This window comes from Kitasatospora sp. NPDC059795 (genome assembly GCF_042732175.1).
Lineage (GTDB): Bacteria > Actinomycetota > Actinomycetes > Streptomycetales > Streptomycetaceae > Kitasatospora.
Map to the genome: position 1 here is coordinate 240,282 of NZ_JBHWID010000008.1, position 24,749 is coordinate 265,030.

A 24,749-nucleotide genomic window follows, 5' to 3' on the forward strand; every position below is an offset into this window, starting at 1 on the left:
GGCAGGGTTTCGCCTGTGGCCGTGCGGTTGTTCGGTTTCGGCGGGGCGCTGTGTCTGCGGTGCCGCTCGGTCGGGTCGGCGGCGGTCGCCGCTTTGGGCTGCCGTTGCTCGTGCGATTCGGCTCCGCCCGGCTTCTCGGCGGTGGCGGCCCTGTGTCTGCGGCGTTGCGGGGGCTGTCCGGGTCCGGCAGCGTGCGTCGTTTCAGCCTCCTTCGTCGTCGCGGCCGGTGGTGGGGGTGTGCCCGAGCGTCTGTTGACCCCGTTCTTCCCGTTCCGTCGAGTTCTCCCGAGTGACCAGGCATGAAGCATCCCAATCCCGTCCGTAAGCAGTCCGTGAGCCGTGCCGGTGGCGGGCCGTTGTGGGGTACCTCGAAGGCGGGGGAGGCGGGGTGGGGGCCGACGGGGCAGCGGGTGCTGGTGGTGTGGTGTCCGGACTGGCCGCTGGTGGCGACCGCGCCGGTGGGCGGGGACGCGGTGGCGGTGGCGGTGGTGGAGGGCGGCCGGGTGCTGGCGTCCTCGGAGGCGGCGCGGGCGGCCGGGGTCCGTCGCGGGCAGCCGTTGCGGTTGGCGCAGCGGTTCTGCCCGGAATTGCGGCTGCGCGACCGCGACGAGGAGGCGGAGGCGCGCCGGTTCGAGCCGGTGGTGGCCGCGGTGGAGGCGTTCACCCCGCGGGTGGAGGTGCTCCGGCCGGGGCTGTGCGCGATTCCGGTGAAGGGCCCGGCCCGGTACTTCGGCGGCGAGGAGGCGCTCACGGCCGGCATCCGGGACGCGGTCGCCACCGCCCTCGTGCTGACCCGCCCGGTCGCCCCGCCCGCCGCGCCGGAGCAGGAGCCCGCCGACGAGTCCGAACCGGCCGCCTGGGTGGACGAGATGTTCACCCAGGCGGACACCGCCCCCCGCCCCCCGCTCGCCGTCATCGACGGCGGCTCCACCGAGCCCGCCCCGCCACACGTCCCCACCCCGCACGCTCCCGCTTCGCTCACCTCCACCTCGCTCGCTCCCGCTTCGCCTGCCTCCACCTCGCCTGCTTCCACCTCGCCTGCCTCCGCTTCGCTCGCCTCCGCTTCGCTCGCCTCCGCTTCGCCTGTCTCCGCTTCGCCTGCCTCCACCTCGCCTGCCTCCACCTCGCCTGCCTCCGCTTCGCCTGCCTCCGCTTCGCTCGCCTCCGCTTCGCCTGCCCCCGTCCCGCGCGCCCCCGCCCCGCTCGCCCCCACCCCGCACGCCGTGGCCGTTCCCGAAGGGCCGGAGCCGACGTCGGAACCCCTTGCGTTGCCCCCGCGCGGCCTTCTCGGGGTCGCCGACGGCCTGTTCGCCGCCGTGCTCGCGGCCCGCGCCGAGCTGCTGGTGCCGTCGGGGCGGACGCCGGAGTTCCTCGCGCCGTACCCGGTGTCGACGCTGGGGGAGCCGGAGTTGGCGGAGCTGCTGCACCGGCTGGGCGTGGAGACGGTGGGGGCGTTCGCGGAGCTCGCGGCGGACGTGGTGGCGAACCGCTTCGGTCCGACCGGGAGCGCCGCGCACCGGCAGGCCCGCGGCCTGGACCCGCGTCCGCTGGCCCCGAAGGACCAGGGGCTGGACCTCTCCGTCGAGCAACTCTTCGACCCGCCAGAGGAGTTGGCGGAGCCACTGGTGTTCGTCGGCCGCACCCTCGCGGAGCGCCTGCACGCCCGGCTCGCCGAGGTCGGACTCGCCTGCCAGCGGGTCGCGGTGGAGGTGTCCTGCGAGGGCGGCCGCACCGTCGCCCGGTTGTGGCAGCACGAGGGGCGGCTGTCGTCGGCCGCGCTCGCCGAGCGGATTCGCTGGCAGTTGAACGCCTGGCAGTCCACCGGCACGTTCACCGACGCGGACGGCGCGTTCATCGCGCTGCGTCTCGTCCCGGACGGCCTGTTCCCGGACCGGGGACGGCAGTTGGCGCTGTGGGGCGAGGCCGTCGCGGAGGACCGGGTGGAGCGGGCGGTGGCCCGGGTGCAGTCGCTGCTCGGCTATGCGGGGCTGCGGCGCGGCGCACCCGAGGGCGGCCGGGCCCCCGGCGAGCAGCAGGCGCGGCTGCCGTGGGACGAGGCCACGCTCCGGGACGGCCGGGAGGCGGACGGCCCCTGGCCGGGCCGGCTCGCCGACCCGTCGCCGTCCGTGGTGCCGCCGGACCCGGTGCCGGTGCTGGTGCTCGACCGCGAGGGGCAGCCCGTCGCGGTGGACGGCCGGGCCGAGGTGTCCGCCCCGCCGGACCGGGTCGAACTGCACGGCCGCACCCTCGACGTGCTCGGCTGGACCGGCCCGTGGCCGGCCGTCGAACGCTGGTGGGACCCGCGCACCGCCCGCCGCCGGGCCAGGTTCCAGGTCGCGGTGGAGGGCGGACGCGCCCTGCTGCTCACCGTGGAGGGCGGCCGCTGGTACGTCGAAGGGGCCTACGACTGAACAGAGTTGACGAACCGTCAGATCAGCGCTCGGGGGGAGCGCCCGCACCGACCACCCCGAGACCGGAGCATCACCCGCGATGGGATTCACCAGCCACCCCTCGCTCCCCTGGACGGAGTTGCAGCGCCGGATGTCCGGCGCCCGCCCGGCGGTTCCCCCCGCCCCCGAGGAGCCCGAACGTCCCCGGCCCGCGCCGCCGAAGGACGCTCTCCCGTGGGCCGAACTGCACGTCCACTCGGCGTTCAGCTTCCTCGACGGCGCCAGCGACCCCGAGCAACTCCTCGACGAGGCGGCCGCGTTGGGCATCGAGACGGTGGCGATCACCGACCACGACGGGTTCTACGGCGCGGTCCGGCTGGCCGAGGCAGCCAAGGGCACCGGCATCCGCACCGTGTTCGGCGCCGAACTCACCGTCGGCCCGGACGACCACCTGCTGGTGCTGGCCCGCGACCCGGAGGGCTACCGGCGGCTGTCCGCCGCGATCAGCGCCGCCCAGCTGCGCGGCGGCGCCAAGAACAACCCGCGCTACGCCTTCGAGGAACTCGCCGACGCCCACCACGGCCACTGGGCGGTGCTCTCCGGCTGCCGCCGCGGCCGGGTCCGGCACGCCCTGGAGACCGCCGGAGAGGGCGAAGCCGAACGCCAACTCCGTTCCCTGACCGAGGCGTTCGGGGCGGATAACGTGTACGTCGAACTCACCGACCACCGGCTGCCCGGCGACGACCTGCGCAACGACCGGCTCGCCGCGCTCGCCGCCCGCGCCGCGCTGCCGCTGGTCGCCACCAACAACGTCCACCACGCCGCGCCCGCGCAGGGCCGGCTCGCCCAGACCCTGGCCGCCCTGCACGACCGCCGCACCCTGGCACAGGCCGCGCCCCACACCATGGCCGCCGGCACCGCCCACCTGCGCTCCGGCCGCGAGATGGCGAGGCGGCTGCGCAGGTTCCCCGGCGTCCAGCAGGCCACCGTCGACCTCGCCCGGGCCTGCGCCTTCGACTTCGCCACCCTCGACCCGCGACTGCCCGGCTACCCCGTCCCCGACGGCCACACCGAGAGCAGCCACCTGCGCGCCCTGGTCGCCGAGGCCGGCCCGGCGCGCTTCGGTCCCGACAACGACCGGGCCCGCCGCCAACTCGCCCGGGAGCTCGACGTGATCGAGACCCGCGACCTCGCCGGGTACTTCCTGATCGTGCACGACATCGTCGACTTCTGCCGCCGCGAGAACATCTGGTGCCAGGGCCGCGGCTCCGCCGCCAACTCCGCCGTCTGCTACGCCCTCGGCATCACCGCCGTCGACCCCGTCGCCTACGGCCTGCTGTTCGAACGCTTCCTCAGCGTGGCCCGCGACGGGCCGCCCGACATCGACCTCGACATCGAGAACCGCCGCCGCGAGGAGGTCATCCAGTACGTGTACGGGCGCTACGGCCGCGCCCACGCCGCCCAGGTCGCCAACGTCATCACCTACCGGCCCCGGCTCGCCCTGCGCGACGCCGCCCGGGCGCTCGGCTACCCGTCCGAACAGGTGGACGCCTTCACCCGGCAGGTCGAGTTCCACGGCACCGTCCAGAACGACGCCGTCATCCCCGCCGACGTCCTCGAACTCGGCGGCCAACTCCACGGCCTGCCACGCCACTTGGGCATCCACTCGGGCGGCATGGTGCTCACCCGGGAACCCGTCGGCGAGATCTGCCCCACCGAATGGGCCCGGATGCCCGGCCGCTCCGTCCTGCAGTGGGACAAGGACTCCACCGCCGGCGCCGGACTCGTCAAGATCGACCTGCTCGGCCTCGGCATGCTCGCCGCCCTGCACGACGCCTGCGACCTGATCGAACAGCACTACGGCGAACGGCTCGACCTCGCCACCATCCCCCCACACGACCCCAAGGTCTACGAGATGCTCTGCCGCGCCGACACCGTCGGCGTCTTCCAGGTCGAATCGCGCGCCCAGATGGCCACCCTGCCCCGGCTCAAGCCCAAGCACTTCTACGACCTGGTGGTCGAGGTCGCACTGATCCGCCCCGGCCCGATCCAGGGCGGCTCCGTCCACCCCTACCTGCGCCGCCGCGACGGCGTCGAACCCGCCGACATCCCGCACCCCAGCATGGAACGCGCCCTCGCCAAGACCCTCGGCGTCCCGCTGTTCCAGGAACAGATGATGCAACTCGCCATCGACTGCGCCGGATTCAGCCCCGACGAGGCCGACCGGCTGCGCCAGGCGATGGGCGCCAAACGCTCCCTGGAACGCGTCGCCGTGCTGCGCACCCGCCTGTTGGAAGGCATGGCCGAACGCGGCATCCCGCCGGAGACCGCCGAGGACGTCTACACCAAGATCGAAGCCTTCTCCAGCTACGGCTTCCCCGAGTCGCACGCCATCAGCTTCGCCTACCTGGTGTGGGCCAGCGCCTGGCTCAAGTACCACCACCCGGCGGCGTTCACCTGCGCGCTGCTCGCCAACCAGCCGATGGGCTTCTACTCCCCGCTCAGCCTGATCACCGACGTCCGCCGGCACGGCGTGCGGGTCCGCGGCGTGGACGTCGCGGTCAGCGCCCCCGGCCCCACCCTGGAACCCGGGCGACACCCGTCCTACCCGCACCCCCTCACCGCCGGAACCCCGCAGGCCGCGATCCGGCTCGGACTCACCTCGGTCCGCGGCCTCGGCCGGGCCCAGGCCGAGACCGTCGCCGCCGGGCGCCCCTACACCGACCTGGAGGACTTCGCCCGCCGCACCGCACTGCCCCGGCCGATCATGGAGGCCCTCGCCACCGCCGGCGCGTTCTCCTGCTTCGGACTGAGCCGCCGCCAGGCCCTCTGGACGGCCGGCCTGTACGCCGCCACCGACCCCGACTCGCTGCCCGGCACCCTCCCCGGCGCGGACGCCCCGCCGCTGCCCGCGATGACGCCGATCGAGGAGACCATCGCCGACCTGTGGGCCACCGGCAGCTCCGCCACCAGCCACCCGGTCCAACACCTGCGCGAGGCCCTGCACCGCTCCGGCGCCGTCACCGCCGCCGCACTCCAGCACGTCCCGCCCGGCACCCCCGTCGTCGTCGGCGCCCTGGTCACCCACCGCCAACGCCCGCCCACCGCCGGCGGCGTCCTCTTCCTCAGCCTGGAGGACGAGACCGGCCTGATCAACGTCATCTGCAACCGCCCCGTCTGGGAGGCCCACCGCCGCACCGTCCTGGAACGCGCCGGCCTGCTCGTCCACGGCACCGTCGAACGCACCCACGGCGCGACCAACCTGATCGCCACCCGCATCACGCCGCTGCGACTGGGGATCTGACGCCCCGAATTATTCACTTGCGAGGGCCGATACGGTGTGGCTTCGATCAAGGGGGACGATTGTCCAGACGCTTCGCCACGGCCCTCGCCGTGACCGCCCTCGCCGCCGCCACCGGCTGCGCGAGCACCACCGCCGCCACCGTCGGTTCGAAGCCCACCGGCCCCGCCGCCGTCACCGGCGCTCCCGGGCCCGCGTGCAGCGTCGCGCCGAGCCCCACCGAGACCTACGAGGGCAACTGGAAGGGGCCGCTCCCTGACGAGATCCGCTGCCTGCCGCACATCGCCGACGGCTCCCTCTCCTACCTGGCGAGCGGCCCGACCCCCGGCGGCTGGAAGGCCCTGGAGGTCCACGTCACCCCCGACACCGACCCGGAACAGACCCGGGCCCTGTGCCACCGCATCACCGAACTCGGCTGGGGCTACGGCGGCTCGCACGACATCACCCTGCTCCTGGTCAGCGGTGCCGGCCACTACCAGTCGGAGCCCGGCTTGCCCGTCTGCTTCGACGGGGACCACTCGACCGTCCCGCCGACCTGGCAGTAACGGCCGACCAGGAGATGATCATGTCCGGACGCCCCGCCGTCCTCCTTGCCCTTGCCGCAGCCGCCTTCGCCGTCACGGGCTGCACCGCCGCCGAGTCGCCGGCCGCCCCGGCCGCCGACGCCACCGCCGGGCCCGGGCCCGCCTGCAGTGCGGAGCCCAGGCCCACCGCGAGCTGGATGGGCGGCTGGGCCACCTCGCTCCCGGACGAGATCCGCTGCCTGCCCTACGTGGATCACGGCGACTACTCCCACAACCCGCCCGGGGCGGCCGTCGCGAGCGACGCGAACGCCGTCACGGTGGTCGTCGTGCCCGGGACCACCCGCCAGCAGACCCTGGCCCTGTGCCACCGGATCACCGACCTCGGCTACGGCCTCGACGGTCCGCACCAGGTCGCCCTGCTCTCGGTCGGCGGCGGCACCGGCCACTACATGTCGATGCCCGGACAGGCCCCCTGCTTCGAAGTCCGCTGACCAGGGCTCAGCGCAGTGGCTTCCGACCCTCGCCGGGCGGGCCCGCGAACGCCTGGGCGCGGGGGAGCCAGGCGTTCGCCGTGTCGCCCACGGCGGTCAGGGCGAGGTCGTCGGGGTGACGGCGCTGGGTGACCAGCAGACAGAAGTCCAGCGCCGGGCCGGACACCCGGTCGGCGGCTTCCTCCTCACCCCACGTCCACAACTCGCCTGCCGGAGAGCGGAGTTCGAAACGGATCGGGGCGGTGGGCGCGGGCAGGCCGTGCGCGGCGAAGGCGAAGCCGACCGTGCGGACGCCCAGGTGGGCGATGTGGCGCAGGCGGTTGGTGGGGGTGCGGTCCGCGCCGAGGGCGTCCGCGACGTCCTGGCCGTGCGCCCAGGTCTCCATCAGGCGGGCCGTCAGCATCGAACGGGCCTTCATCGGCGGCCCGAACCACGGCAGCCGCACGTCCGCCGGCACCGCCGCCAACACCTGCGCCACCTCTGCCCGGCCCGCCCGCCAGCGCGTCAGCAGCGCGGCCGGGTCCTCGCCGACGCCCTCCGCCGCACCCCGGGCCACGGCCGCGAGCCCGTCCGTGAACTCCCGCCCCAGCGCGCCGACGAAGCCCTCCGGGTCGCGCGCCGCGAGCAGCGTCCACCGGTCCGTCCACGCCAGGTGCGAGATCTGATGCGCCACCGTCCACCCGGCCGCCGGCGTCCCCACCGCGTACCCTTCCGCGCCCAACTCGGCCACCAGAGAGTCCAGTTCCTCACCCTCGGCCACCAGATCCGCCACCAGACCGTCCACCCGTCACCCCTCTCGCGCTCACGTCCGACCACCCACTCCTACCCCCGCCCGCCCCGGCCCGCACCGGCCCGCACCGCGGTCCTCGCCGTGGGCTGCCCCGTGCAGCGGGTTTCGTTGCGGGGCGGGTGGCAGGCGGCGTGGTCTGATGAAACGTCAGGCGGGTGGAGCGGGAGGACGGTGGCGGGTATGCGGGTGGTGGTGGTCGGGGCCAACGGGGAGATCGGTCGGTGCGTGGTGACCGAGGCGCTGGCGCGGGGGCACCGGGTGACGGCGGTGGTACGGCGGCCGGAGGAGTACCAGGGGCTGGCGATCAGCGTGGAGCGCGGGGACGTGCTGGATCCGGCGGACATGGCGCGGGTCGGAGCGGGGGCAGCGGCGCTGGTGAGCGCGGTCGGCGGCGGGGACGGCCCGGGCCGGGGCCGGCTGATCGAGCCGGCCGCGCACGCGCTGGTCGCGGGGATGCGTCAACTCGCCGACCAGGCACCGAGGTTGCTGGTGGTCGGCAGCGCGGGCAGCCTCACCACCCCGGCGGGCTCGCGGCTGTGGGACGAGCCGTCGGTGACCGCGCGCCAGCTGGAGGTGATGCGGGCGCACGGCCGCGCGCTGGAGTACCTGCGCACCGTCAGCGACCTGGACTGGACGGTGCTCAGCCCGCCGCAGAGCCTGCTGCCGGGCGAGCGCACCGGCGACTACCGCACCGCCGCCGACGAGCTGGTCGCGACCCCGGACGGCCTGTCCACCATCTCACTGCCGGACTTCGCCACCGCCCTGGTCGACGAACTGGAGACGCCCCGCCACCACGGCGAGCGCTTCACCTGCGGCTACTGAGGAAGCACCGGGGCGGAGGGGGAGGCGGGCGGTGGTCAGCCGAGTTGGATCGAGCGCTTGGCCAGGCCCATCCAGAAGCCGTCGATGACGCTGCGCTGGTCGCCGAGGTCGGACTCGCCCGCGCCGAGGGTGACGAAGAGCGGGGCGAAGTGTTCGGTGCGGGGGTGGGCGAGGCGGCCGGCGGGGGCCTTGTGCTCGAAGTCGAGGAGGGCGTCGAGGTCGCGGGCTTCGAGGGCGCGGCGGCCCCAGTCGTCGAACTCGGCCATCACGGAGGTGATCCGGCCGTCGGGGGAGAGGGCGCGCAGGTTGTGGGTGAAGAAGCCGGAGCCGACGATCAGCACGCCCTCGTCGCGCAGCGGGGCGAGCTTGCGGCCGATGACGAGCAGCTCCTGCGGGTCGAGGGTGGGCAGCGAGATCTGCAGGACGGGGATGTCCGCGTCCGGGTACATCTCGACCAGCGGGACGTACGCGCCGTGGTCCAGCCCGCGGTCCGGCACGTCCTGCACGGGGGTGCCGGCGGTGCGCAGCAACTTGCGCACGGAGTCGGCGAGTTCGGGTGCACCCGGGGCGGCGTACCGCACCTGGTAGTAGTGCTCGGGGAAGCCCCAGAAGTCGTACACCAGGGGAATGGTCCGCACCGCGCCGATCGCCAGCGGGGCCTCCTCCCAGTGCGCGGAGACCATCAGGATCGCCTTGGGCCGGGGCAGGTCGGCGGACCAGGCGGCGAGCTGGCCGGGCCAGATCGGGTCGTCGGCGAGCGGGGGCGCGCCGTGCGAGAGGTAGAGAGCGGGCATGCGCTCGGTGGTGGCGTTGCTCATGGGTCCGTCCTCCTGGCCCGACGAATCTGGTTCAAATTTGAACCGAATGCTGTCGACGGTACACCTGAGTTCAAATTTGAACAACCGGAGTAGGATGCGGGACATGGACGAACCCCGCTGGCTCGACGAGACCGAGATGGCCGCCTGGCGCGGATTCGTCGAGGCCACCAACCTGGTCGCCCGCCGACTCGAACGCCAGCTCAAGGACGACGCGGGGCTGTCGCACACCCAGTACGAGATCCTGGTGCAGCTCTCCGCCGCCCCCGAGGGCTCGCTGCGGATGACCGACCTGGCCGACCGGCTGGTCACCTCCAAGAGCGGCCTGACCTACCAGGTCACCCAGCTGGAGAAAGCCGGCCTGGTCGGCCGCCGCTCCTGCCCCGGCGACGTGCGCGGCGTCATCGCCGAACTCACCGAGCAGGGCTGGCACACCCTGCGAGCCGCCGCCCCGGGCCACGTCGCCGCCGTCCGCGACACACTGATCGACGTCCTCACCCCCCGGCAACTGGCTGCCCTCGCCGACAGCCTCAACACCGTCGCCGACCGCCTCCGCGCCACCGACGCCTGAAGCAGGTCAGAGGGGCGAGGCGCGGACGCAGAGTACGTCCGGGAGGTGGGAGGTGAGCAGTGACCAGTGCTCGCCGCCGTCGGGGGAGCCGTAGACCTCGCCGTTGCGGTTGCCGAAGTAGACGCCTGCCGGGTCGGCGTCGTCGGTGCACAGGGCGTCGCGCAGGACGACGCCGTAGTGGTTCTCGTGCGGCAGGCCGGTCTCCAGGGGCTGCCAGGTCTCGCCCGCGTCGGTGGTGCGGAAGATCCGGCAGCGGCGGTTCACCGGCAGGCGGGCGTAGTCGGCGTCCAGCGGGAACAGGTACGCGGTGCCCGAGGTGTGCGGGTGGGCGGCCACGCCGAAGCCGAAGTCGGCGGGCAGGTTGCCGGAGATCGACGTCCAGTTCCGGCCGGCGTCGTCGCTGCGGTAGACGCCGCCGTGGTTCTGCAGGTACAGCCGGTCGGGGTCGGTCGCGTCCCGGGCCATCTTGTGCACGCACTGCCCGTACTCGGGGAACCGGTCCGGCAGGAAGTCCGCCTTGAGGCCGGTGTTGGACGGCTCCCAGGCGTGTCCGCCGTCGGTGGTGCGGTAGACGCCGCCGGAGGAGACCGCGACCGCCAGCACGTCCGGGTCGCGCGGGTCGGTGACGACGGTGTGCATGCCCTGGCCGCCGAAGCCCGCGCCCCAGTGCTCGCGCTGCGGGTGGTCCCACAGCGCGTCGACCAGGGTGAAGGACTCGCCGCCGTCGGTGGAGCGGAACAGCGCGGCCGGTTCGGTGCCCGCGTAGACCACGCCCGGGGCCTCCGCGCCGGCCGGTTGGAGCTGCCACACCCGTTCCAGCGAGGCGCCCGTCCGCTCGGGGAAACGCACCGCGGGCTTCGACGGCTCCTGCCAGCTCGCGCCCAGGTCGTCGGACCACCACACCGACGGGCCCCAGTGGCTGCTGTCCGCCCCGACCAGCAGCCGGGTGCGGCCGCCGCGCCGGTCGATGCCCACCGAGTAGATCGCGTTCATCTGGAAGTGCGGGCCGCTGAACTCCCACGTCCGCCGGTCCGGACTGCGGCCCAGGAACAGGCCCTTCTGCGTGCCGACGGCCAGCAGGACATCCCGTACGTCACTCATCGTGAACCACCCGGAATCGGTTGTGCGCGGTCCCGCAGCAGTCTCCTCCGGGGCTCCGGCGGTCGCACGGCAGCGCGCCGCGACGGCCGGTGCGGCACGGTGGAATGCCGGACGACCCGAGATGGTTTATGATTCAACAAGACCCCGATGGAGGAGGACCCGATGGCATCCACGATCGACCTGCGCCGCGCCGACGAGCGCTTCCACACCCGCGCCGGCTGGCTGGACTCCAAGCACTCCTTCTCGTTCTCGCGCCACTGGGACCCCGCCAACATCCACTTCGGCCTGCTGCTGGTCTCCAACGACGACATCGTCGCCCCCGGCACCGGCTTCGACACCCACCCGCACCGGGACATGGAGATCATCACCTGGGTGCTCGACGGCGGCCTGGTCCACCAGGACTCCGAGGGCCACAACGGCGTCATCTACCCGGGCCTCGCCCAGCGGATGAGCGCCGGCACCGGCATCCTGCACAGCGAGAAGAACGACTCCTGGACGCTCACCGGCGAGCCGGAGCACCAGGACCCGGTCCGCTTCATCCAGATGTGGACCATCCCCGACACCGCCGGCATCGTCCCCGGGTACGAGCAGCTCGACATCAACGACCAGCTCTCCCAGGGCGGTTGGACCACCCTCGCGTCCGGCATGAGCAAGCACTCCAACCAGCGGGCGATCGGCATCCGGCAGAAGCACGCCGCGCTGCACGTCGCCCGGATCCGCCCGAACGAGACCCTGGAACTCGCCACCGCGCCGTTCGTCCACCTCTTCGTGGCACGCGGCGAGGCCGCCGTCGAAGGCGCCGGCCTGCTGCACGAGGGCGACGCGCTGCGCATCACCGGTGCCGAGGGCCAGCGGGTCACCGCCGGACCCGAGGGAGCCGAACTGCTCCAGTGGGAGATGAACGCCACCCTCAACTGACCCGGGGGCAACCGACCCGAGGCGCACGTCAAGGCCCGCCGAGCGGCTACCGAGCCGTCCGGCGGGCCTTGACGCATGCGCGGAACGACGCATGTGCGGGGGAGTGGGGAGAGGGCATGACGAAGGGGTGCCGGGAGACTCCCGGCACCCCTTTCGAGCTGTCAACCAGCCTGCGGTGTACGTCAGTTCTGCGAGGGCTTCTGCGCCGCCACGCCCTTGTGCACCTCGGCCATGTCGAGCTTGCGGGCCTGGCCGATCAGGTCTTCCAGGGCCGCCTCGGGGAGCGCGCCCGGCTGGGCGAAGACCAGGACGCCCTCGCGGATGATCGCCAGCGTCGGGATCGACCGGATCTCGAACGCCGCCGCGAGCTCCTGCTGCGCCTCGGTGTCGACCTTCGCGAAGGTGATGTCCGAGTGCTTCTCGGCGGCCCGCTCGAAGACCGGCGCGAACTGGCGGCAGGGACCGCACCAGGCCGCCCAGAAATCGATCAGGACGAACCCCTTGCCGTCCTCACCCTGGACCACCTCGTCGAAGTTGTCCTTGGTCAGTTCCACCGTGCTCATCGCCGCCACCTGCCTTCCACAGCCGGGTCTCTTCGAAGCGGGCCCGGCGTCGGACCCACGGCCGTCACAACCCCGCCACCTGCGGAAGTATTCCGGCCGCCCGGCGTTCGCTGAACGTTCCGGACCCGCCCTACGTACCCCCGGACGAAGCGGTCGAACCCCGGGCCCGGCAGCCCGGCGGCCCGGCCGGACGCACCCTCCCGGACGGGAGCAACCCTCATGACCACCACCGGCCGAACCCGCCCCGCCGGACGCCGCATCACCCTGCTCGCCGCCGGCGCGCTGGCCTCCGCCGCACTGATCGCCGGCTGCGGAAGCAGCGGCGGCTCCTCCTCCTCGACGATGCACACCGGCAGCCAGACCCAGGCCACCCTGATGACCACGCAGAACGGCACCCTCGGCACCCTGGTCACCGACGGGCAGGGATTCACCCTGTACCGCTTCGACATGGACACCAACAACCCGTCGACCACGCACTGCACCGGCTCCTGCGCCACCCTCTGGCCGCCCGAACTCACCACCGGCAGCGGCGCACCCGCCCTCAAGGGCATCGACAGCAAGCTGGTCTCCACCGTCACCCGACCCGACGGCACCCATCAAGTCACCCTGAACGGCTGGCCGCTGTACCGCTACGCCCCCGACACCAAGCCCGGCCAGACCAACGGCCAGGGCATCGACGGCACCTGGTTCGCGTCCACCCCGACCGGCGACAAGGCGATGGCCGGCGCCGCGCCCAGCATGCCGTCCGGCGGCGGGTACTGAGGCGGGCGGCCGAGCGGGTGCGGAGCGGCGCCATGACGGCCGAGGGAGTGCGGCGCGGGCGCCCGCGCCGCACCCCTGGCACGGTTATCGACACCGGCCGGGCCGGACTTGAGAACCCCGCCCCGCCGCGCGCCCCGCACCGGCAGCCGCGCGCCCCGCACGCGTCGCCCGCGACCACCCCGACGTCCGCGACCGCGCTGCCGTCCCCGATCGACCCGCACCCGCCCTCCGCGACCGACCCGTCGTCCCCGATCGACCCGCGTCGGCGCCCGCGCGAGGATGGCGCCGTGACCGAGCACCCGCGCTCCACCGGTCACGGCGGTGTCGGACGCCCCGGCGGTCCCGCCGCCGAGGACCGGCTGATGCGCGCCCTGTACCGCGAACACGCCCGCCCGCTGTACGGCATGGTGCTGCACCTGGTCGGCGGCGACCGGCAGAGCGCCGAGGACGTCGTCCAGGAGACCCTGGTCCGCGCCTGGCGGCACCTCGACCGACTCGACACCGACCACCGCAGCCTGCGGCCCTGGCTGGCCACCGTCGCCCGGCGGATCGTCATCGACGAGCGGCGCGGCCGGCGGGCCCGGCCCCGCGAAGTCCCCGACGGCGAACTGGAACGGCTCCCCGCCGAGGACGAACTCGACCGCGTGCTGCGGCTGATGACCCTCACCGACGCGCTCGACTCGCTGTCCGAGGCGCACCGCGGCGCGATCACCGAGACCTACCTGCGCGGACGCACCGCCACCGAGGCCGCCGCCGTGCTCGGCGTCCCGCCCGGCACCGTCCGCTCCCGGCTCTACTACGCCCTGCGAGCCCTGCGGCTCGCCCTTGAGGAACGGGGAGTGACACCATGACCACCGCCCCCCGCGACCCCGGCCCGCACGCCGACCTCGCCGCCCACCTGCTCGGCGTGCTCGAACCCGAGCAGGAGGCCCGGTTCGCCGCCCACCTCGCGCACTGCCCGCGCTGCACCGCCGAGGCCGCCGAGCTCGCCCCCGTCACCGACCTGCTGGCCGAACTCGCGCCCGCCGCAAGCCCGGAGCCCGCGCCGGTACCTCCCGCAACCCCGGAGCCCGCACCGGCACCCGCCGAGCCGCCCGAGCCACCCGAGCCGCCCGAGCTGCTGGACCGGCTGGCCGGGCAGGTGGTCGCCGACCGGCGGCGCGCCCGGGTGCGGCGGCTGGTGCTGGCCGCCGTCGCGGCGATCCTCGCGCTGGGCGGCCCGGCGGTCACCTGGGCGATCACCGAGAGCACCCAAGTGACCGCCGCGGCACAGCAGTTCAGCGCCACCGACCCGACCACCGGGGTGTCCGCCACAGTCGGCGTCGACCCCGCCGCCTGGGGCAGCCGGATCACCCTCGACCTCGGCCACCTGTCCGGGCCGCAGAGCTGCACCCTGGTCGCCGTCGGCACCGACGGCACGCAGCAGACCGTCACCAGCTGGACCGTCCCCGCCACCGGCTACGGCGGGCACACCGCACTGCGCACCGGCGGCGGCACCGGACTGGCCCCGTCCGCGATCGCCCGCTTCGAGGTGCACTCCGGCTCGTCCGTGCTGGTCACGGTGCCCGCCCAGCCCGCCCGGCGGTGAACACCCGGGCGCGGCACACTGGGGATGAGGAGGCCACGCGGGCCCGGGAGCTGTCCGCCGCGGGGCGCGTGGACGGCCGAGATGCACCCGATACCCCTGCTCTGCCCGCGCTGCGGCGAGCCGCAGCAGGTCGTCCACATCGACGACCCGCACAACCCGATCCGGGTGGTGCACACGGAGACCGGCCGCGAGAGCTGCGAACCGGCCCCCGGCGACCAGTCCGCCGGCGACCAGTCCTCCACGACGGGCCGGCAGGACAGCTGAACACCCAGTACCCACCCGGGAGGTGGTGGCCATGAAGACGCTGGTCGGATGGCACATCGAGATGGAGTTCGAAGAGGACGGCAACCGCACCAGAGCTGCGGCCATGGTCCGTCTCGGCGACGGAACGGAGTTGCGCGCGCACGGCTACTCCACCCGCCACCACTCCGACAGCCCGCAGCTGCGCGTCGGCGAGGAGGTCGCCGGGGCCCGCGCCCTGAACGACCTCGCCATGCAGCTGCTCACCAAGGCCCACGAGGAGGTCAAGCGTCCCAACTGACCCCGGCGGGCCGTCAGACCTCGGTCAACGGCACGGCAGGGTCGGCCAACCGCTCCGGGTCCACCGCGCGCCCGGAGCGGACCAGTGCGCGGATCGGGTCGGTCACGTCCCAGATGTTGACGTTCATCCCGGCCAGCACCTTGCCGCCGGACAGCCAGAACGCGATGAACTCCCGCTTGGCGACGTCGCCGCGGAACACCACCCGGTCGTAGCCGCCGGGCTCCGCGTAGCCGGTGTACTCCATGCCCAGGTCGTACTGGTCCGTGAAGAAGTACGGCACCCGGTCGTAGGCGGCGTCCTTGCCGAGCATCGAGGCCGCGGCGACGGTCGGCTGGTTGAGCGCGTTCGCCCAGTGCTCGACCCGGATCGGCTTCCCGAACAGCGGGTGGAAAGCGTTTGCCACGTCGCCCGCCGCGAAGATGTCCGGGTGCGAGGTCGCCAGGTGCTGGTCGGTGCGGACGCCGTTGTCGACGGTCAGCCCGGCCTGCTCGGCGAGCGCCGTGTTGGGGCTGACGCCGACCCCCACCAGCAGGACGTCGGCGGGCACCGTGCTGCCGTCGGCGAGGCGGACGCCGTCCGCGCGCAGCTCCTCCACCTTGGCGTTGAAGCGCAGGTCGACGCCGTGGGAACGGTGCAGGTCGGCGAAGACCTGGGCGACCTCACGGCCGAGGACGCGCAGCAGCGGCAGTTCGGCCGCCTCCAGCACGGTGACCTCCGCCCCGGCGGTGCGGGCCGCGGCCGCCGCCTCCAGGCCGATCCAGCCCGCACCGACGATCACCACCCGGGCGCCCGGCCGGAACGCCGCCTTCAGCCGCTCGCTGTCGCCGATCCGGCGCAGGGTCTGCACGAAGTCCCCGTCGCCGCCCGGCACGGGCAGGCTGCGCGGCGAGGCACCGGTGGCCAGCAGCAGCTTGGAGTACGGCAGCCGGCCGCCGTCCGCGAGGGTCACGGTGTGCGCGGCCGGGTCGATCGCGGTGGCGGCGACGCCCAGGCGGAGGGTGACGTCGTGCTTCTCGTACCAGTCGGCGGGGTGGACGTAGATCTTCTCCCGCTCCTCGTCGCCGAGCAGGTACCCCTTGGAGAGCGGCGGCCGTTCGTACGGCCGCTCGTTCTCGTCGCCGACCAGGGTGATCGGCCCCGGGTAGCCCTCCGCGCGCAACGCCTCGGCGGCCTTCGCCCCGGCCAGGCTCGCCCCGATGATCACGATTCCGGTGTCCATGCCCCATCTCCTTACGGTCTTCCGGCTCCTTCGACCATGGCACTGCCGCGCTGCCGTTCGGGGGATCCGCACCGTTCGAGGGCGTGGTCCGGCGGGTGGGTGACGGGACGGCCGTCCGCCCGCGAGGCGGAGCCGGATCCTGCGAGGGCGTCGGCCTAGGCTGGGGCGGGCCCGGCCGGAGGCGGTCCGGGCAGCGGCGAAGGGAGCCCGAGGGATGGTGGCGGAGCGAACGGCCACGGTGCGCTGTGTGCCCGCGGTGCCGTGCTGGGCGGGCCTCACGGTCCGCGACATGGACGCCGCGCAGCGGTTCTACGGGCCGTTGCTGGGTTGGGAGTTCGTCCCCGGCCCGGACCGCTGGGGCCCGTACGTGCGCGCCACCGTCGACGGCGTGGAGGTCGCCGGGCTGAGCCGGTTGGACAGCTCCTGGGAACGCCCGGTCGCCTGGACCACCTACTTCGGCATCGAGAGCGCCGACCGGGCCGCCGACGGCGTCCGCGAGCGCGGCGGCACGCTGGCGGTCGGCCCGCTGGCGTTCGACGCGGGCCGGGTGGCGCTGGCCGCCGACCCGTTCGGGGCGACGTTCGGCATCTGGGAGGGCGAACCCGGCGAGGACACCTGGATGACCGCCCCCGGCGCGCCCGCCTGGATCGAGCTGCGCACCGCCGACCCGTTCGCCGCCGCGCTGTTCTACGGCGAGGTGTTCCGCTGGGACGGGCGCGACCCGGCCGAGTTCGAGGTCCGCTACGAGCACGAGCGGGTGGTGCTGCGCTCCGAGGGCCGCAGCGTGGCCGCGCTGCGGATGGCGCACGACCTCGCCCCGCACTGGGAGGTGTTCTTCTCGGCCGCCGACACCGACGCGATCGCCCGCCGCGCCACCGTCCTCGGCGGACGCGTCCTCGACGGGCCCGCCGACTCCCCGTACGGGCGGGTCGCGCGCCTCGCCGACCCGGAGGGCGGCCGGTTCTCGATCCTCACGGCCCCTCGCTGAGGCCGGTTCTGCGCAAGCGGGCCGGCGCCCCCGGTCAGTCCTCGGTCGCGGCGGCCGGTGCGCCCAGCATGCGCAGCACCAACTGGCCGTAGCGGCGGCCCAGTTCCTCCGGCGACTCGCTGCTGCGCTCGGTGTACCAGCGGGAGACGTCGATGCCGAGCGAGGTGACGGCGCGGGCCGCGGTGCGCTGGTCGGGTACCTGGAAAGCGTTTTCCGACACCCCGCGCGCGATGATCCGCAGCACCGTCTCCTCGATCCGGACGCGCAGTTCGGCGACGGCCGCGAAGTCCTCCTCGGGCAGCGCGTGCAGCTCGTGGTTGACGATCCGCCCGACCGTGTGGCCGCGGGCGTGCCAGGTGGTGAACGCCTCGGCCAGGGCCCGCATCTGGGCGACCGGGTCGGTGGCGGAGGCCTCGGCCCGCTCCACCAGGTCCAGCGTCGCCCGGTGGCCGGTGCGGGAGATCTCGGCGAGCAGCGCGGCCTTCGACGGGTAGTGGATGTACAGCGCGGCGGGGCTCATGCCGGCGGCGGTGGCGATGTCCCGGGTGGTGGTGGCGTGGTAGCCGCGGCGGGCGAAGGAGTCCACGGCGGCCAGCAGCAGTCGCCGGGCTGCCTCGGTGCGCTCCCCGGGCCACAGTGCGGCGGTCGCTGGGTCGTTCATGGGGGCAATCCTCGCAGATGGTTCGGGCCGGTCGGGGGCGGTGCCGGGCGGGCGGACTGTTGACAGTGTCGCCCGTCGCCAAGATGCTAAGCAAGCGCTTAGTCAAGGCGTCGCGCGGCAACCGGCGACGGCGCGGGGCGAGCGGAACCATCCCTGGCAGCAGATCCGAGAGGTACGGCGATGACAGTGTCGTTCAAGGGCAAGGTGGCGGTGGTCACCGGAGCGAGCCGCGGCATCGGCCTCGGCATCGCACGCGAACTGGTGCAGCGCGGCGCGAAGGTCTGCCTCACCGCCCGCACCCGGCAGACCCTCGACGAGGCCGTAGGCGAACTCGGCGGCCCCGACCACGCGATGGCCGTGGCCGGCAAGGCCGACGACGCCGCGCACCAGGAGGAGACCGTCACTCGCGTGATGGAGACCTTCGGCCGTCTCGACCTGCTGGTCAACAACACCGGCATCAACCCGATCTACGGCCCGATCCTGGACACCGACCCGGTCGCCGCCGCGAAGATCCTCGCCGTCAACGTGCTCGCCCCGCTGGCCTGGACCCGCCGCGCGCACGCCGCCTGGATGGCCGAGCACGGCGGCGCGGTGGTCAACGTCGCCTCCATCGCCGGCATCCGCGCCTCCAACGGCATCGGCATGTACGGCGTCTCCAAGGCCGCGCTGATGCGGCTCACCATGGAACTCGCCTCCGAACTCGGCCCCGACATCCGGGTCAACGCGGTCGCCCCCGGCGTGGTCAAGACCCGCTTCGCCGAAGCCCTGTTCGAGGGCCGCGAGGAGAAGGTCGCCCGCGCCTACCCGCTCGGCCGCCTCGGCCTGCCCGAGGACGTGGCCGGCGCGGTCGCCTTCCTGCTCTCCGAGGACGCCTGCTGGATCACCGGCCAGACCCTGGTGGTGGACGGCGGCGTCACCCTCGGCGGCGGGCTGTGAGCAGCCGACCGGCCACAGCCGCAGGCGAGTTCGCGGGCATCGGCGCCGTCGTCACCGGCGCCGGCCGCGGCATCGGCGCCGCCCTCGCCCGGGCGCTGACCGCCGCCGGCGCCCGCGTCGTGGTCAACGACCTCGACCCGGACGCCGCCCACGCCGTCGCCGCCGAACTCGGCGCCCACGCCGTCCCCGGCGACGCCGCGAGCGACGAGGGCGTCGCCGCGTTGATCGACGCCGCCCGCGCGCACCTCGGCGCCGTCGACCTGTACTGCGCCAACGCGGGCGTCGCCACCACCGGCGGCCCCGACGCCCCGCCCGACGCCTGGGAACAGTCCTGGCAGGTCAATGTGCTCGCGCACGTCCGGGCGAGCCGGCTGCTGCTGCCCGACTGGCTGGAGCGCGGCCGCGGCCGCTTCCTCGCCACCGTCTCCGCCGCCGGGCTGCTCACCATGCTCGGCTCCGCGCCGTACGCCGCCACCAAGCACGCCGCGCTGGCCTACGCCGAGTGGCTGTCCGCGAGCTACCGGCACCGCGGCGTCCAGGTGCACGCGCTGTGCCCGCAGGGCGTGCGGACCAGGATGCTGGACGACACCGGCGAGCACGGGCAGGTGCTGCTCGCGCCCACCGCCATCGAGCCCGCCGAGGTCGCCGAGGCTGCCCTGCGGGGAATGGCGGCGGGCGAGTTCCTGATCCTGCCGCACCCCGAGGTCGCCGACTACTACGCGGCCCGCGCCACCACCCCCGACCGCTGGCTGCACGGCATGAACCGGCTCCAGCAGCACATCGAGGCCCGGGAGGAGACCCGATGAGAGCCTGGCAGATCGCCGAACTCGGCGCCCCACTGGACGTGATGAAGCAGGTGGAGGACGCCGACCGGCCCGCCCCCGGCGACGGGCAGCTGCTCGTCCGGGTCCGGGCCGCCGCCGTGAACTTCCCGGACGCGCTGATGGCCGCCGGGCTCTACCAGGTGCGCCCGCCGCTGCCGTACACCCCCGGCGTGGAACTCTGCGGCGAGGTCGCCGAGGGTCCGCGCGCCGGTGAACGCCTGGTCGGCACGGCCGCGTTGCCGTCCGGCGCGTTCGCCGAGTACGCGCTGATGGACGCCGCCACCGCGCTGCCCGCCCCCGAGAGCCTGGACGACGCCGAGGCGTCCGCGCTGCTCATCGCCTACCAGACCGCCTGGTTCGCGCTGCACCGCCGGGCCCGCCTGGCGGCCGGCGAGACGCTGCTGGTGCATGCCGCGGCCGGCGGCGTCGGCAGCGCCGCCGTGCAACTCGGCAAGGCCGCCGGGGCGTTCGTCGTCGCTGTAGTCGGCGGCCCGGAAAAGGCCGCTGTGGCACGGGAGTTGGGCGCCGACCTGGTGGTCGACCGGAAGACCGAGGACTTCGTCGCCGCCGTGAAGGCCGCCACCGGGGGCCGCGGCGCCGACGTGGTCTTCGACCCGGTCGGCGGCAGCGCCTTCACCGGCTCCACCAAGTGCATCGCCTTCGAGGGCCGCATCGTGGTGGTCGGCTTCGCCTCCGGCGACATCCCCGCGCCGGCGCTCGGCCACGCCCTGGTGAAGAACTACTCGGTGCTGGGCCTGCATTGGGGCCTGTACGTGGCCAAGGACCCGCAGGCGGTACGGGACTGCCACGACGCGCTGACCGCCCTCGCCGCCACCGGCGTGGTCCGCCCGCTGATCTCCGACCGCGTCCCGCTCGCCGCCGCAGCCGAGGCCGTCCACCGGGTCGCCACCGGCAGCAGCACCGGCCGGATCGCCGTTCTTCCCTAGGCCGAGCACGAGGAAGGGGCGGCCCGTTCGGGCCGCCCCTTCCCCGTCCGGTCAGCGGTACTTCTTCAGCTCCCGCCGCGCCAGCGAGCGCTTGTGGACCTCGTCCGGGCCGTCGGCCAGCCGCAAGGTGCGGTTGCCGGACCAGAGTTGGGCGAGGACGGTGTCCTGGCTGACGCCGGCCGCGCCGTGCGCCTGGACGGCCTTGTCGAGGATCCACTCGACGGTGGACGGGACGACGATCTTGATGGCCTGGATCTCGGTGTGCGCGCCCCGGTTGCCGACGGTGTCCATCAGCCACGCGGTCTTCAGCACCAGCAGCCGGGCCTGCTCGATCCGGACCCGGGCTTCGGCGACCCAGTCCTGCACCACGCCCTGGTCCGCGAGCGGACGGCCGAACACGACACGGGAGTTGACCCGGCGGCAGGTCAGTTCGAGGGCCCGTTCGGCGATGCCGATGGCCCGCATGCAGTGGTGGATCCGGCCCGGCCCCAACCGGGCCTGGGCGATCGCGAAACCGGAGCCCTCCTCGCCGAGCAGGTTCGCGACCGGCACCCGGACGTCCTCGAACAGGATCTCGGCGTGCCCGCCGTGGTCGGCGTCCTCGTAGCCGAACACCCGCATGCCGCGCAGCACTTGGACGCCCGGGGTGTCGCGCGGCACCAGGATCATCGACTGCTGCCGGTGCACCTCGGCGTCCGGGTCGGTCTTGCCCATCACGATCAGCAGCCGGCAGTCCGGGTTCATCGCCCCGGTGATGTACCACTTGCGGCCGTTGACCACGTACTCGTCGCCGTCCCGCTCGATCCGGGTGGTGATGTTGGTGGCGTCCGAGGAGGCCACGTCCGGCTCGGTCATCGCGAACGCCGAGCGGACGGTGCCGTCCAGCAGCGGACGCAGCCACTGCTCGCGCTGCTCGGGGGAGCCGAACTGGGCGAGCAGTTCCATGTTGCCGGTGTCGGGGGCCGCGCAGTTGACCGCCGCCGGGGCCAACAGGACGGAGCGGCCGGTGAGTTCGGCGAGCGGAGCGTACTGGAGGTTGGTCAGTCCGGCGCCGTGCTTGCCCGGCAGGCCGTCTCTGTCCACAAAGAAGAGGTTCCACAGGCCGCGCGTCTTCGCCGCCGCCCGCAACTCGCCGATCACCGGTGGGATGTGCCACGGCTCGCGCTTCGGGTCGGCCAGCTGCTCGGCCAGCACCGCCTCCGCCGGGTACACGAACTCGTCCATGAACGCGCCGAGTTCACCCAGCAGATGGGTCGTCCTGGCGTCGTACGCGAAATCCATTGCTCAGCCCTCCATCGACGTGCGTCCGAACTCCACGAACAGCGGCACCAGTTCGCCGACCCGGTCGAAGCCGGCGCCGACCGTGCCGCCCTGCGTCCAGCGGAAGTGGATGCCCTCCAGCACCACCGCCAGCTTGAACGAGGCGAAACCCACGTACCAGCCCAGGCCCGAGACGTCCCGGCCGGACAACTCGGCGTAGCGGCGCACCAGTTCGTCGGTGTCGGGGAAGCCGGGGGCGAGTGCCGCGCCGGGCAGCACGCCGTCGAAGCGGCGGGCCAGTTCGGTGTACATCACCAGCAGGCCGAGGTCGGTGAGCGGGTCGCCGATCGTGGACATCTCCCAGTCCAGCACCGCGGTGATCCGGTCGTCCGGGCCGACCAGCACGTTGTCCAGGCGGTAGTCGCCGTGCACCAGCGCGGGCGCGGGGGAGTCGGGCAGGGTGTCCGCGAGCCGTGCGTGCAGCTCGTCGACGCCCGGCAGCTCGCGGCTCCGAGAGGCGTCCAACTGCTTTCCCCAGCGGCGCAGTTGGCGCTCCAGGAAGCCTTCGGGGCGACCGAAGCCGGACAGGCCGACGGCGGCGGGGTCCAGGGCGTGCAGGGCGGCCAGGGTGTCCACCAGACGCACGCCGAGGCCGTGCACGCGCTGCTCGCCGAGCGCGGCCAGCGTCTTGGCGTCGCGGTGCGCGGTGCCCTCGACGTACTCCATCAGGTAGAACGGCGCGCCGATCACCGCGTCGTCCTCGACCAGCAGCAGCGGCTGCGGGACCGGCACCGCGGTCGGGGCGAGCGCGCCCAGCACCCGGTACTCGCGGGACATGTCGTGCGCGGTGGCCAGCACGTGCCCGAGCGGCGGTCGGCGCAGCACCCAGCGGGAGGCGCCGTCCTCGACCAGGTAGGTCAGGTTCGACCGGCCGCCCTCGAACCGGCGGGCCGCCAGCGGTCCGGCGGTGGGTGCGGGCAGGGCGGCGTCCAGGTGGGCGCGCAGCCTCTCCAGGTCGAGTCCGGGCGGAGCGGCGGTGGTCATCGGGGGGCACCTCGCAGAGGAACGTGGGCTGACTAAGCGCTTGCTTAGGATTGCCCCGGGGGCCCGAGTTGTCAACGAGCACCGCCCGCCCGGGAAGCCGGCCCGGGCGGGCGACGGGAGGAGCGGGTCGGCGGGCGGAGCGGTCGGCGGGGCGGGGCGGTCGGCGGGGCGGGTCGGCGGGAGGGGCGGGTCAGCGGGCGACGGCGGCGGCGACCCGGTTGCCCAGCGTCGTGTCCACGTTGCGCCAGTACGCGAAGGCGCGCTCCAGCACCGGCGCGGAGACGCCGTCCTGCAGGTGCCCGGCGATGTTGGCGACCAGCCGGTCCCGGGCCGCGTCGTCCAGCACCCTGCGCACCAGCGTCCCGGCCTGCCCCCAGTCGTCGTCCTCGCGGTGCAGCGGGTACGCCTCGCGGACCATCTTCCCGGCCACGTCCCAGCCCAGCGGCGCGCCCCACAGCTGCGGGTCGGCGGCCGGCCCGCCGTACGAGTTCGGCGCGTACGGGCGGGCGGTGCGCGCCGCGTCGAAGCGCATCGGGCCGTCCTTGGCGTACGAGTGCACCGGCACGTGCGAGCGGTTCGGCGGCAGCTGCGCGTAGTTCGGACCGATCCGGTACCGGTGGGTGTCCGGGTAGGAGAAGATCCGGCCGAGCAGCATCTTGTCCGGCGACACGCCGATGCCCGGCACCAGGTTGGACGGCTCGAACGCGGCCTGCTCGATGTGGACGAAGTGGTCCTCCGGGTTGCGGTTCAGGGTGAACCGGCCGACCTCGATCAGCGGGTGGTCGCCGTGCGGCCACACCTTGGTCAGGTCGAACGGGTTGAACCGGTAGTCCCACGCCTCGTCGAACGGCATCACCTGCACGTGCAGCGTCCACGACGGGAACGCGCCGCCGTCGATCGCCTCGAACAGGTCGCGCCGGTGCACGTCGCCGTCCGTGCCGGCCAGCCGGTCCGCCTCCGCCTGGGTCAGGAAGTCGATGCCCTGGTCGGTCTTGAAGTGGTACTTCACCCAGAACCGGTCGCCGGCCGCGTTCACCCAGCTGTAGGTGTGCGAGGAGAAGCCGTCCATGTGCCGCCAGCTCTTCGGGATGCCCCGGTCGCCCATCAGCCAGGTCACCTGGTGCGCCGACTCCGGGGAGAGCGTCCAGAAGTCCCACTGCATGTCGTGGTCGCGCAGGCCGTTGTCGGGGCGGCGCTTCTGCGAGCGGATGAAGTCCTGGAACTTCATCGGGTCGCGGACGAAGAAGACCGGCGTGTTGTTCCCGACCAGGTCGTAATTGCCGTGCTCCGTATAGAACTTGAGCGCGAAGCCGCGCGGGTCGCGCCAGGTGTCCGGCGAGCCCAGCTCGCCCGCCACGGTGGAGAACCGGGCCAGCATGTCGCACTGCTTGCCCGGCTGGAAGAGGTCCGCCCGGGTGAACCGGCTGACGTCCGCGGTCACCTCGAAGGTGCCGTACGCGCCGCTGCCCTTCGCGTGCACCACCCGTTCCGGCACCCGCTCGCGGTTGAACTGGGCCATCTTCTCGACCAGGTAGTGATCGTGCAGCAGGACCGGGCCGACCGGGCCCGCCGTCAGCGAGTGCTCGTCGCTCTCGACCGGGACACCCGCGTTGTTCGTGGTGAACGGGACGTGCTGGGACATCGGGGAACTCCTCCTCGGACGCTGTGCCGCGCGGGGGCGAGGGGCGTCCGC

The 24,749-nt window shown here is 73.8% G+C and carries 25 protein-coding genes; 16 read left to right on the forward strand and 9 right to left on the reverse strand.

All coding sequences use genetic code 11. From position 1 onward, the window contains the following. Window positions 1-410: 410 nt before the first annotated feature. The 4 genes from ACFV4P_RS18725 (at window position 411) to ACFV4P_RS18740 (ending at window position 6,706) form a co-directional block, all read left to right on the forward strand. Entirely contained in the window at window positions 411-2,411 is a 2,001-nt protein-coding gene (locus ACFV4P_RS18725) for a hypothetical protein (protein WP_380472402.1), read from the forward strand. Between the two features lie 79 nt (window positions 2,412-2,490). After that, window positions 2,491-5,694, forward strand: coding sequence for an error-prone DNA polymerase (locus ACFV4P_RS18730; RefSeq protein WP_380472404.1), 3,204 nt, complete (start codon window positions 2,491-2,493; stop codon window positions 5,692-5,694). 59 nt (window positions 5,695-5,753) lie between these two features. After that, window positions 5,754-6,236 (forward strand): hypothetical protein, encoded by a 483-nt coding sequence (locus ACFV4P_RS18735; protein ID WP_380472406.1) that lies wholly within the window; start codon window positions 5,754-5,756, stop codon window positions 6,234-6,236. Between the two features lie 20 nt (window positions 6,237-6,256). After that, window positions 6,257-6,706 (forward strand): hypothetical protein, encoded by a 450-nt coding sequence (locus ACFV4P_RS18740; protein ID WP_380472408.1) that lies wholly within the window; start codon window positions 6,257-6,259, stop codon window positions 6,704-6,706. A 7-nt stretch (window positions 6,707-6,713) separates the two neighbouring features. Here the strand turns inward: ACFV4P_RS18740 and ACFV4P_RS18745 are convergent, their stop codons facing one another. Next, window positions 6,714-7,490 carry a TIGR03084 family metal-binding protein gene (locus ACFV4P_RS18745; protein WP_380472410.1) on the reverse strand — a complete coding sequence of 259 codons (777 nt, stop codon included), beginning with the start codon at window positions 7,488-7,490 and terminating at the stop codon, window positions 6,714-6,716. A gap of 186 nt (window positions 7,491-7,676) precedes the next feature. Here ACFV4P_RS18745 and ACFV4P_RS18750 point away from each other — a divergent pair, with 186 nt between their 5' ends. After that, the gene (locus ACFV4P_RS18750; RefSeq protein WP_380472604.1) at window positions 7,677-8,318 is read left to right on the forward strand and encodes an NAD(P)-dependent oxidoreductase; all 642 of its coding nucleotides are present in this window, start codon (window positions 7,677-7,679) and stop codon (window positions 8,316-8,318) included. Window positions 8,319-8,353: 35 nt separating this feature from the next. On the opposite strand, the gene ACFV4P_RS18755 is transcribed toward ACFV4P_RS18750, so the two are convergent. Then, window positions 8,354-9,136, reverse strand: coding sequence for a dioxygenase (locus tag ACFV4P_RS18755; RefSeq protein WP_380472412.1), 783 nt, complete (start codon window positions 9,134-9,136; stop codon window positions 8,354-8,356). A gap of 103 nt (window positions 9,137-9,239) precedes the next feature. On the opposite strand from ACFV4P_RS18755, the gene ACFV4P_RS18760 reads away from it, so the two are divergent. Then, on the forward strand, window positions 9,240-9,704 hold the full coding sequence (locus tag ACFV4P_RS18760; protein ID WP_380472414.1) for a MarR family winged helix-turn-helix transcriptional regulator: 465 nt from the start codon (window positions 9,240-9,242) through the stop codon (window positions 9,702-9,704). 6 nt (window positions 9,705-9,710) lie between these two features. Here ACFV4P_RS18760 and ACFV4P_RS18765 read toward each other — a convergent pair whose 3' ends face one another. Further along, window positions 9,711-10,805 (reverse strand): WD40/YVTN/BNR-like repeat-containing protein, encoded by a 1,095-nt coding sequence (locus tag ACFV4P_RS18765; RefSeq protein WP_380472416.1) that lies wholly within the window; start codon window positions 10,803-10,805, stop codon window positions 9,711-9,713. 162 nt (window positions 10,806-10,967) lie between these two features. Here ACFV4P_RS18765 and ACFV4P_RS18770 point away from each other — a divergent pair, with 162 nt between their 5' ends. Further along, window positions 10,968-11,723, forward strand: coding sequence for a pirin family protein (locus ACFV4P_RS18770; protein WP_380472418.1), 756 nt, complete (start codon window positions 10,968-10,970; stop codon window positions 11,721-11,723). A 182-nt stretch (window positions 11,724-11,905) separates the two neighbouring features. On the opposite strand, the gene trxA is transcribed toward ACFV4P_RS18770, so the two are convergent. Further along, window positions 11,906-12,286, reverse strand: a complete 381-nt coding sequence (gene trxA, locus ACFV4P_RS18775) for a thioredoxin (protein WP_073813265.1) — start codon at window positions 12,284-12,286, stop codon at window positions 11,906-11,908. A gap of 219 nt (window positions 12,287-12,505) precedes the next feature. On the opposite strand from trxA, the gene ACFV4P_RS18780 reads away from it, so the two are divergent. The 5 genes from ACFV4P_RS18780 (at window position 12,506) to ACFV4P_RS18800 (ending at window position 15,177) form a co-directional block, all read left to right on the forward strand. After that, window positions 12,506-13,048: a hypothetical protein gene (locus ACFV4P_RS18780; protein ID WP_380472420.1), complete on the forward strand. Its 543-nt coding sequence runs from the start codon at window positions 12,506-12,508 to the stop codon at window positions 13,046-13,048. A gap of 287 nt (window positions 13,049-13,335) precedes the next feature. Further along, a complete protein-coding gene (locus ACFV4P_RS18785) occupies window positions 13,336-13,899 on the forward strand; it encodes a sigma-70 family RNA polymerase sigma factor (protein WP_380472606.1) in 564 nt (187 codons plus the stop codon). Further along, window positions 13,896-14,636, forward strand: coding sequence for an anti-sigma factor family protein (locus ACFV4P_RS18790; RefSeq protein ID WP_380472422.1), 741 nt, complete (start codon window positions 13,896-13,898; stop codon window positions 14,634-14,636). Before ACFV4P_RS18785 ends, ACFV4P_RS18790 begins: the two co-directional genes overlap by 4 nt. Before the next feature lie 81 nt (window positions 14,637-14,717). Next, the gene (locus tag ACFV4P_RS18795) at window positions 14,718-14,900 is read left to right on the forward strand and encodes a hypothetical protein (protein WP_380472424.1); all 183 of its coding nucleotides are present in this window, start codon (window positions 14,718-14,720) and stop codon (window positions 14,898-14,900) included. 31 nt (window positions 14,901-14,931) lie between these two features. Beyond that, window positions 14,932-15,177, forward strand: coding sequence for a DUF1876 domain-containing protein (locus ACFV4P_RS18800; protein ID WP_073813257.1), 246 nt, complete (start codon window positions 14,932-14,934; stop codon window positions 15,175-15,177). Window positions 15,178-15,190: 13 nt separating this feature from the next. Here ACFV4P_RS18800 and ACFV4P_RS18805 read toward each other — a convergent pair whose 3' ends face one another. Beyond that, entirely contained in the window at window positions 15,191-16,396 is a 1,206-nt protein-coding gene (locus ACFV4P_RS18805) for an NAD(P)/FAD-dependent oxidoreductase (protein ID WP_380472425.1), read from the reverse strand. A gap of 214 nt (window positions 16,397-16,610) precedes the next feature. Between ACFV4P_RS18805 and ACFV4P_RS18810 the strand changes: the two genes are divergently transcribed. Continuing rightward, the gene (locus ACFV4P_RS18810; protein WP_380472427.1) at window positions 16,611-17,384 is read left to right on the forward strand and encodes a VOC family protein; all 774 of its coding nucleotides are present in this window, start codon (window positions 16,611-16,613) and stop codon (window positions 17,382-17,384) included. A gap of 34 nt (window positions 17,385-17,418) precedes the next feature. Here the strand turns inward: ACFV4P_RS18810 and ACFV4P_RS18815 are convergent, their stop codons facing one another. Next, entirely contained in the window at window positions 17,419-18,045 is a 627-nt protein-coding gene (locus ACFV4P_RS18815) for a TetR/AcrR family transcriptional regulator (RefSeq protein ID WP_380472429.1), read from the reverse strand. Between the two features lie 180 nt (window positions 18,046-18,225). Between ACFV4P_RS18815 and ACFV4P_RS18820 the strand changes: the two genes are divergently transcribed. From ACFV4P_RS18820 to ACFV4P_RS18830, 3 genes are read left to right on the forward strand one after another with little or no spacing between them, the layout of a single operon-like run. Further along, on the forward strand, window positions 18,226-18,981 hold the full coding sequence (locus tag ACFV4P_RS18820; protein WP_380472431.1) for an SDR family oxidoreductase: 756 nt from the start codon (window positions 18,226-18,228) through the stop codon (window positions 18,979-18,981). Further along, the gene (locus ACFV4P_RS18825; RefSeq protein ID WP_380472433.1) at window positions 18,978-19,787 is read left to right on the forward strand and encodes an SDR family NAD(P)-dependent oxidoreductase; all 810 of its coding nucleotides are present in this window, start codon (window positions 18,978-18,980) and stop codon (window positions 19,785-19,787) included. Before ACFV4P_RS18820 ends, ACFV4P_RS18825 begins: the two co-directional genes overlap by 4 nt. Beyond that, complete coding sequence (locus ACFV4P_RS18830) at window positions 19,784-20,752, forward strand: NADPH:quinone oxidoreductase family protein (RefSeq protein WP_380472435.1); 969 nt, start codon at window positions 19,784-19,786, stop codon at window positions 20,750-20,752. The genes ACFV4P_RS18825 and ACFV4P_RS18830 overlap by 4 nt, the downstream gene beginning before the upstream one ends. Before the next feature lie 51 nt (window positions 20,753-20,803). On the opposite strand, the gene ACFV4P_RS18835 is transcribed toward ACFV4P_RS18830, so the two are convergent. The 3 genes from ACFV4P_RS18835 to ACFV4P_RS18845 form a co-directional block, all read right to left on the reverse strand. Next, window positions 20,804-22,033 (reverse strand): acyl-CoA dehydrogenase family protein, encoded by a 1,230-nt coding sequence (locus tag ACFV4P_RS18835; protein ID WP_380472436.1) that lies wholly within the window; start codon window positions 22,031-22,033, stop codon window positions 20,804-20,806. Window positions 22,034-22,036: 3 nt separating this feature from the next. Continuing rightward, window positions 22,037-23,056: a phosphotransferase family protein gene (locus ACFV4P_RS18840; RefSeq protein WP_380472438.1), complete on the reverse strand. Its 1,020-nt coding sequence runs from the start codon at window positions 23,054-23,056 to the stop codon at window positions 22,037-22,039. A gap of 190 nt (window positions 23,057-23,246) precedes the next feature. Further along, on the reverse strand, window positions 23,247-24,698 hold the full coding sequence (locus ACFV4P_RS18845; protein WP_380472440.1) for a catalase: 1,452 nt from the start codon (window positions 24,696-24,698) through the stop codon (window positions 23,247-23,249). Window positions 24,699-24,749 lie beyond the last annotated feature (51 nt).

Coding starts and splice junctions, on each gene's coding strand:
- ACFV4P_RS18750 (WP_380472604.1), top strand. CDS start 7,677: ATGCGGGTGGTGGTGGTCGGGGCCAACGGGGAGATCGGTCGGTGCGTG.
- ACFV4P_RS18805 (WP_380472425.1), bottom strand. CDS start 16,396: ATGGACACCGGAATCGTGATCATCGGGGCGAGCCTGGCCGGGGCGAAG.
- ACFV4P_RS18770 (WP_380472418.1), top strand. CDS start 10,968: ATGGCATCCACGATCGACCTGCGCCGCGCCGACGAGCGCTTCCACACC.
- ACFV4P_RS18765 (WP_380472416.1), bottom strand. CDS start 10,805: ATGAGTGACGTACGGGATGTCCTGCTGGCCGTCGGCACGCAGAAGGGC.
- ACFV4P_RS18845 (WP_380472440.1), bottom strand. CDS start 24,698: ATGTCCCAGCACGTCCCGTTCACCACGAACAACGCGGGTGTCCCGGTC.
- ACFV4P_RS18815 (WP_380472429.1), bottom strand. CDS start 18,045: ATGAACGACCCAGCGACCGCCGCACTGTGGCCCGGGGAGCGCACCGAG.
- ACFV4P_RS18800 (WP_073813257.1), top strand. CDS start 14,932: ATGAAGACGCTGGTCGGATGGCACATCGAGATGGAGTTCGAAGAGGAC.
- ACFV4P_RS18810 (WP_380472427.1), top strand. CDS start 16,611: ATGGTGGCGGAGCGAACGGCCACGGTGCGCTGTGTGCCCGCGGTGCCG.
- ACFV4P_RS18820 (WP_380472431.1), top strand. CDS start 18,226: ATGACAGTGTCGTTCAAGGGCAAGGTGGCGGTGGTCACCGGAGCGAGC.
- ACFV4P_RS18780 (WP_380472420.1), top strand. CDS start 12,506: ATGACCACCACCGGCCGAACCCGCCCCGCCGGACGCCGCATCACCCTG.
- ACFV4P_RS18795 (WP_380472424.1), top strand. CDS start 14,718: ATGCACCCGATACCCCTGCTCTGCCCGCGCTGCGGCGAGCCGCAGCAG.
- trxA (WP_073813265.1), bottom strand. CDS start 12,286: ATGAGCACGGTGGAACTGACCAAGGACAACTTCGACGAGGTGGTCCAG.
- ACFV4P_RS18740 (WP_380472408.1), top strand. CDS start 6,257: ATGTCCGGACGCCCCGCCGTCCTCCTTGCCCTTGCCGCAGCCGCCTTC.
- ACFV4P_RS18840 (WP_380472438.1), bottom strand. CDS start 23,056: ATGACCACCGCCGCTCCGCCCGGACTCGACCTGGAGAGGCTGCGCGCC.
- ACFV4P_RS18760 (WP_380472414.1), top strand. CDS start 9,240: ATGGACGAACCCCGCTGGCTCGACGAGACCGAGATGGCCGCCTGGCGC.
- ACFV4P_RS18835 (WP_380472436.1), bottom strand. CDS start 22,033: ATGGATTTCGCGTACGACGCCAGGACGACCCATCTGCTGGGTGAACTC.
- ACFV4P_RS18790 (WP_380472422.1), top strand. CDS start 13,896: ATGACCACCGCCCCCCGCGACCCCGGCCCGCACGCCGACCTCGCCGCC.
- ACFV4P_RS18730 (WP_380472404.1), top strand. CDS start 2,491: ATGGGATTCACCAGCCACCCCTCGCTCCCCTGGACGGAGTTGCAGCGC.
- ACFV4P_RS18830 (WP_380472435.1), top strand. CDS start 19,784: ATGAGAGCCTGGCAGATCGCCGAACTCGGCGCCCCACTGGACGTGATG.
- ACFV4P_RS18755 (WP_380472412.1), bottom strand. CDS start 9,136: ATGAGCAACGCCACCACCGAGCGCATGCCCGCTCTCTACCTCTCGCAC.